Origin of the sequence: Pseudidiomarina indica, from assembly GCF_900104245.1 — a bacterium.
Lineage (GTDB): Bacteria > Pseudomonadota > Gammaproteobacteria > Enterobacterales > Alteromonadaceae > Pseudidiomarina > Pseudidiomarina indica.
Genome location: NZ_FMXN01000016.1, coordinates 22,437 through 28,694 on the forward strand (window position 1 = coordinate 22,437; position 6,258 = coordinate 28,694).

A 6,258-nucleotide genomic window follows, 5' to 3' on the forward strand; every position below is an offset into this window, starting at 1 on the left:
ATTCCTACAAATAAAGACAACTTAATGTTTATCGTATGTAAATTCGTCACGACACGCTTCACCGGGCAGCTCTAACTCAATGGTTGTATGACTCAAGTCATAAGGCTCCAAAGCAGTATCAATCGCTAATTTCAATTCCCGCCGCTGCTCATTATCAATATCCGTGGCTAACACTAAATGAGCGGTTAACACATGATGTTCCCCATCAAGGGACCAAAAGTGTAAATGGTGGACTTCTGTCACATGCGGAAGGTTCTTTAAGGTCTGTTCCACTTGTTCCACAACGCGGCGATCAGGGGCCGCCTGAAAGAACAACCGCGCTGTTTCAAACAAATGGCGCAGCACGTTGTAGAGAATGAAAATCGTAAAGGCAATGGAAAGTAATGGGTCCAAAATCGGCCAATCGACAAACTGCAAGGCAATCCCCACAATCAGCACCGCCACCCAGCCCAAAACATCTTCCATTAAGTGCCAGTTGAGCACCCGTTCATTCAGGGTTTTACCTTTCGATAGTTTATAAGCAGCATAGCCATTCACTGCTATCCCAAAAATTGCCAATACCACCATGCCTTCGGCCATGGGCATTTCGGGAGCCCACAAGCGGGGAATTGCTTCAAAAAGAATCCAACCCGCCCCAATAATCAGCACCACCGCATTAATAAACGCGCCAGCTAAACTAAGCCGCCGATAACCGTAGGTATAACGACTATTTGCCTGTTTACCACTTAACTTATTCAACCACCACGCCATGCCCAGCGAAATGGTGTCCCCTAAATCATGAACGGCATCAGCAAGAATGGCCGTACTATTGGTAATAATGCCGCCAATAAACTCAATAATGGTAAAGCACAGGTTCAGAAGGAATACGAGCCCTAACCGTTCTGAGGCCATGTCCTTACTGTGATCATGATGATGTGCCATAGGTATTCCTTCACATGGTTAATTTTTTGCGTCTAATAGTTGTCGCAACGCTAACGGTAACAATAAGCGAGTTTTTTCAGTGATCACAGCGTGATGTCGTTGCCAAAGCACCCCCGACCACAAAATCAATAATCCAATGGCCGCTAAACTGACTGGAAATAACCAGCTATCGCTGAATAAATCATTTGCTAAATGGGATAAATAGAGGGTGCTCCCAATCGCTCCCACAATGATAAATACGCGCCGTACGAGCATGGCCCCAACGCCAATGAGGACAAGATTAATGATGAAGTAGATGAGACGCCGCCATTCATTCCCTGAATCCAGTAACGACATGCCGCCCCAAAATGTCAGAACTCCGACCATATAGAGCCAAAAAGCATAGTCGCCACGGTGATGCGTACGAATATCAGCCCACAACGCTACGACAATCAGGATCAACCCAAACACCATCGACGTCTGTTCGCGAAGCACCCAGCTACGGTCGTCGAGCAAAAATAAAGCGCCATCCATACTAAACTGCCACAACGCGAGTGCAAGGGGCAGCATAATAAATGGGTATTGATAGCGCCACAACGCGATTAGCCCAGCGATGATTGTGACCAGTTCTAAAGTTATCCACTGCGGACGGGACGCCAACGAATACTGCGTTTCTACGGACCACCACCCAAGCCAATGTAGCACTCCGTATGTCATCACCGGCATCAGACAAACGACAAAAACAATACAAATTGCAGCCGGAATATGCCGTTGTTGCTCCCTGAGTCGATGGGCGAGCAACCCGCCAATTATGGCATAAATAGCGCTAACGAGCAGAATACCCAGCCCACCAAAGCGCTCCCAACTGAACGACAAAAATAAGGTCATGGCGCCAATGGCAAGCAATCCACCAAGGTAATATAAGATGTGCTCAAAGGTAAAACGCGGTGCTGTTTCTGAGGGCTGTAAAAATTGGCCAAGCGCCGCAGCTTGCTCAGCAGAAATAATCTGTTGCTTAGCGGCTTCTTCTAGCTGTTTTTGTAACGATGTTGCTGCCATATTGCCTCCTTTAGGCATCAGCATAGCTATCTTTTCACGTTTAATCCTGCACCATCGGCGGAATTCCGCAAGATCTACTGCTTAAAATGGAGGGTTACAATAAATCGCTTTCGTTTTCGCGTTAGTCGTGGGGATCTTGAGTTTTATTCTAGGCAAGAAAAAACAACAAATCCTGTTCTATGTGGGATCGTTGGTTTTCTAACTGGTTTTATGCCTCCTTTAGGACTTATCTTCTTAGCTGTTCTCGTACTCAAAAATGATAAGCAGCGTTCTTACTTTACGGGAACGTTAAAAGTCTTCGGCGCTCCAGATAGAATCTTTCTTAAACCCCAGCAACTATACCTAAAAACCACTATTACGCATTTTGCTATTTTATATTTTTGAGGGGTAACCTCTTTGATTATCGAGGAGAGCTCGATTTCATTTAGTCCGCCTTTAACCCCGTTGTGTACAATATCTCTATTGACTTCAAAATCATTTCTTAGGGAGCTAATTTTTGCATTAAATTTTTCTGAAATGATGCTCATGCTTAAGAACCCTATTGGCGCTTTAGTGGTCAATTAATGAGGCTAACGCCGCCATAAAGCGCGTGCCATAAGCACGTCGCCTTTAATGGCTTTGTTATGAATTACTTTCCAGATACTTTTTGAATAAAGTATTTGTCATTTAGTAGATTATCAACCAAATTGTCTAATGATATTTTAAGGACAGATGCAACGCCTTCGTTACCTTTCGCTTCTCCACTACCGACGAAAGTATCCCTCCATATAATTTCACCAGACTGCTTGTCAACCAATTGCATTTTAACGCTCATTTTTCCAACATAAGAGCCAACCCAAGCGCCCATTTTAATATCACCATCAAACTCAAGTAACTCTGCGCTCAAGACCATATCCTGGGAGTTTTCGTTGAGAGTCACTCCAGACTTTTTTAACCCATCTATGACAGCATCTTTCACTATATCTATTAAAGGCTTTTCTGCTTGCCAGCCTCCAGTTGTTGTTTGCCCATATCCGTTTTTCTGATTCATTATCATTCGTGGATTATCGACATTCCTTGAGTCTTTGAACTCTCCGACGTCTAATGCAATTGAGCTTAAGTCTGTCTCAATTGGATTGTCATATTTATAATCGACATTCACATCGTATACACTGAATGCACACCCAGATAGCAACATTACTAAACTTAATGCTATTGGTAATCTCATTTTTTACTCCTTAGTTGGTTTAATTCATAACGCCGCCAGCATGCGCGGCTTTGTAGTGAAGGCGAAGCCGCAGCGGAAAAGGCGTCGCCGTGACTGGCCTTGTTATAAACCACTTTACCCACTTACTGCCTCCGATGTAGAACCTACATCTTTTTTAAGCACGAGCACCACCAGATAAACCAAGCCAAACGGTGGAATGATTGAAAGCACTAAACCGAGCAAACCAGCCAAAATCGGCGTTTGTGTTTTACGACGACCGAGGTAGTAACTTAATGCACCTACAACCAATATGAATACAATCATGATCTCGCCGAGCAGCGTAGCATTAATATTCAACTGAACTCTCCTTGTGGTTTATAACGCCTTACTAATGGGCGCAAAATGTAGCTTGGCTAAACTTAGCGACGAAGGAGCACAAGCCAAGCATTTTGCGTCCTTTTGAGTAACTTGTTATATGGCTATTTGCTGTCTAGCCAACACTTAGAAAATACTATGTTATTAGAGTTTGAAACAACAAGTTTATGCACATAGTTTAAACCATGGGCAGGTTCTGGGTCTTTACCAACCATATACACAGCATTAGATGAGGAAACCAATTTTTCATTAATACTTACCGATGCATCATTATTTAGTAATACTCCTTCGAATAATCCTTGGTAACCTGCCATAACATGAATTGCTTTATTTAATTCTTGCCCACGCAATCCTTCTGTCGGTATCCAAAGGCTTGAATGATCAACAAGTTTGTTTGGTGGCAATTCAGACAAGCTATTAATTATGAATGCTTTTGCATTTTTTAAATAAGGCTTATGAGTTGCCATATTTCTTTCAACAAAGTTTATTGCTTTTGAAACAGAAACAATAACTTTTGAGTTGTTAGTATTATAGAAAATAGCAGGTAGCTCGTAAGATTCGGGATGGCTTAAATTGGATTTCCATTTAACTGGATATTGATTTGACTCACAAGGATCGGTTTCAGCGTTCACAAAGCTAGAAACTAAAAATACTAATAAGACTAAAATTTTCTGCATACTTTCACTAGCCATATAACGCCGCAATAACCGAGCGGAGATAAGCGTGGCATTGTGAGCGAAGCGAGCCACGCTTAGCGGAGTCCGGTTGATTGCTTTGTTATAGCTTTGCATATTCTTTTGCGATTGTCTGGTTTATTTCAGTTGCGAGCGTTTGAGCCTGACGCATAGTATTTTGTACCGACTCCCAGTTTGCCCAATGCTGCGCCCATTTTTCTTTGCCGACCACCGCCTCAAAATCAACTTTAGTTGGCTCTAACCAAGCCTCGTATTTATGCAATTTATCGATGCGCTGGTTAAGGTCTGGCACCCCTCTAGATTGTGGCGATAACTTTGCTGAACTCGTGATCCAGGTATGCCAAGGCTTGTTGCCCTTTGATTGATTGCATTTTCCACAAGCTGGAACCAAATTATGGATTTCCGAAATATAGCCCGTTGGCTTTTTGTTAAGAACCAAAGGGCGCAAGTGATCCCACTCCGAAGCAGTGGCACCACAATAAGCGCATTGGAAACTATCGTGATCCATGCCAAGAATTTCCAAGGCTTCTTTCACTTGCTCATTTGTTGGAACAATTATTGGAATAATTGAGTTAATAAATGAGTTCGTGATGCTTGACGACCGCCCCGTGATTTTCATCGGAGTTGGCATTCTGAATAGTGATAAGTAATCCATAACTCTCTTTAGCTATAACGCTTGAGTTAAGCCGCGCCGCGAAGCGGCGTCGGCTTGAACGAATTGTTAGACATTATTTGCCGACTACCTTGGTGATCTCGCCTTTCACGTAGTGAACAAATTCTTCCAACTGATCTGCGCGCGAGGCCAAGCGATCTTCTTCTTGTCCAAGATAAGCCTGTCTAGCTTCAAGTATGACGGGCTGATACTGGGCCGGCAGGCGCTCCATTGCCCAGTCGGCAGCGACATCCTTCGGCGCGATTTTGCCGGTTACTGCGCTGTACCAAATGCGGGACAACGTAAGCACTACATTTCGCTCATCGCCAGCCCAGTCGGGCGGCGAGTTCCATAGCGTTAAGGTTTCATTTAGCGCCTCAAATAGATCCTGTTCAGGAACCGGATCAAAGAGTTCCTCCGCCGCTGGACCTACCAAGGCAACGCTATGTTCTCTTGCTTTTGTCAGCAAGATAGCCAGATCAATGTCGATCGTGGCTGGCTCGAAGATACCTGCAAGAATGTCATTGCGCTGCCATTCTCCAAATTGCAGTTCGCGCTTAGCTGGATAACGCCACGGAATGATGTCGTCGTGCACAACAATGGTGACTTCTACAGCGCGGAGAATCTCGCTCTCTCCAGGGGAAGCCGAAGTTTCCAAAAGGTCGTTGATCAAAGCTCGCCGCGTTGTTTCATCAAGCCTTACGGTCACCGTAACCAGCAAATCAATATCACTGTGTGGCTTCAGGCCGCCATCCACTGCGGAGCCGTACAAATGTACGGCCAGCAACGTCGGTTCGAGATGGCGCTCGATGACGCCAACTACCTCTGATAGTTGAGTCGATACTTCGGCGATCACCGCTTCCCTCATGATGTTTAACATTTGTGTAGTGTGCTGGCACATGTCGTAATCGTTCGTTTAAATTGGTAACTCACCAAAAACAATACAAAAACCATCTAAAAAGTCGCCTTTTACTGTCAGCAAAGTAAGCACGCACACTTTGCTGTTCGACTACGCTTGGTAACACTATTTTTGTTTAAATTATGTAATTGAAAATAGGACATATTTATCCTACATGCAAGCTTTAAGTGTGCGACTTTGAGCCGTGAAGCGTGCCGATTGATCGATTATGCTTAACTCACGATTATCAAAAATCATGGATGTTAATGATGGCGAGCCCTTTTATTGAAAAACTTCGCGCTGATATGCGATTACGTGGCTATAGCTTAAAAACTGAGAAATCTTATTTAGGTTGGATACGGCAGTTTATCTATTTTCATAAAAAACGACATCCTATTGATATGGGAGCGGAAGAGGTGAAGGCCTTTTTAAGTTGGTTGGCGAATGAGCGCCATGTTGCTGTTAATACGCAAAAAGTTGCTCTAAATGCTTT

The 6,258-nt window shown here is 43.9% G+C and carries 8 protein-coding genes; 1 reads left to right on the forward strand and 7 read right to left on the reverse strand.

From position 1 onward, the window contains the following. Positions 1 to 21: 21 nt before the first annotated feature. The 7 genes from BLP64_RS10225 to aadA1 form a co-directional block, all read right to left on the reverse strand. On the reverse strand, positions 22 to 921 hold the full coding sequence (locus tag BLP64_RS10225) for a cation diffusion facilitator family transporter (RefSeq protein ID WP_092593954.1): 900 nt from the start codon (positions 919 to 921) through the stop codon (positions 22 to 24). Positions 922 to 939: 18 nt separating this feature from the next. After that, entirely contained in the window at positions 940 to 1,959 is a 1,020-nt protein-coding gene (locus BLP64_RS10230; RefSeq protein WP_092593955.1) for a DUF2157 domain-containing protein, read from the reverse strand. Positions 1,960 to 2,587: 628 nt separating this feature from the next. Then, a complete protein-coding gene (locus BLP64_RS10240; protein WP_092593957.1) occupies positions 2,588 to 3,166 on the reverse strand; it encodes a YajG family lipoprotein in 579 nt (192 codons plus the stop codon). Between the two features lie 114 nt (positions 3,167 to 3,280). Next, the gene (locus BLP64_RS10245; protein ID WP_092593958.1) at positions 3,281 to 3,502 is read right to left on the reverse strand and encodes a hypothetical protein; all 222 of its coding nucleotides are present in this window, start codon (positions 3,500 to 3,502) and stop codon (positions 3,281 to 3,283) included. A gap of 122 nt (positions 3,503 to 3,624) precedes the next feature. Then, positions 3,625 to 4,311 carry a hypothetical protein gene (locus tag BLP64_RS10250; RefSeq protein ID WP_092593959.1) on the reverse strand — a complete coding sequence of 229 codons (687 nt, stop codon included), beginning with the start codon at positions 4,309 to 4,311 and terminating at the stop codon, positions 3,625 to 3,627. Next, entirely contained in the window at positions 4,298 to 4,870 is a 573-nt protein-coding gene (locus tag BLP64_RS10255) for an HNH endonuclease (protein WP_199286065.1), read from the reverse strand. The genes BLP64_RS10250 and BLP64_RS10255 overlap by 14 nt, the downstream gene beginning before the upstream one ends. Before the next feature lie 73 nt (positions 4,871 to 4,943). Next, positions 4,944 to 5,735: an ANT(3'')-Ia family aminoglycoside nucleotidyltransferase AadA1 gene (aadA1, locus tag BLP64_RS10260; protein ID WP_001206316.1), complete on the reverse strand. Its 792-nt coding sequence runs from the start codon at positions 5,733 to 5,735 to the stop codon at positions 4,944 to 4,946. A 242-nt stretch (positions 5,736 to 5,977) separates the two neighbouring features. Between aadA1 and BLP64_RS10265 the strand changes: the two genes are divergently transcribed. Continuing rightward, a partial coding sequence (locus BLP64_RS10265) for a phage integrase N-terminal SAM-like domain-containing protein (RefSeq protein WP_324615357.1) occupies positions 5,978 to 6,258 on the forward strand: 281 nt, incomplete at its 3' end.

Coding starts and splice junctions, on each gene's coding strand:
- BLP64_RS10225 (WP_092593954.1), bottom strand. CDS start 921: ATGGCACATCATCATGATCACAGTAAGGACATGGCCTCAGAACGGTTA.
- BLP64_RS10255 (WP_199286065.1), bottom strand. CDS start 4,870: ATGGATTACTTATCACTATTCAGAATGCCAACTCCGATGAAAATCACG.
- BLP64_RS10250 (WP_092593959.1), bottom strand. CDS start 4,311: ATGCAAAGCTATAACAAAGCAATCAACCGGACTCCGCTAAGCGTGGCT.
- BLP64_RS10230 (WP_092593955.1), bottom strand. CDS start 1,959: ATGGCAGCAACATCGTTACAAAAACAGCTAGAAGAAGCCGCTAAGCAA.
- BLP64_RS10240 (WP_092593957.1), bottom strand. CDS start 3,166: ATGAGATTACCAATAGCATTAAGTTTAGTAATGTTGCTATCTGGGTGT.
- aadA1 (WP_001206316.1), bottom strand. CDS start 5,735: ATGAGGGAAGCGGTGATCGCCGAAGTATCGACTCAACTATCAGAGGTA.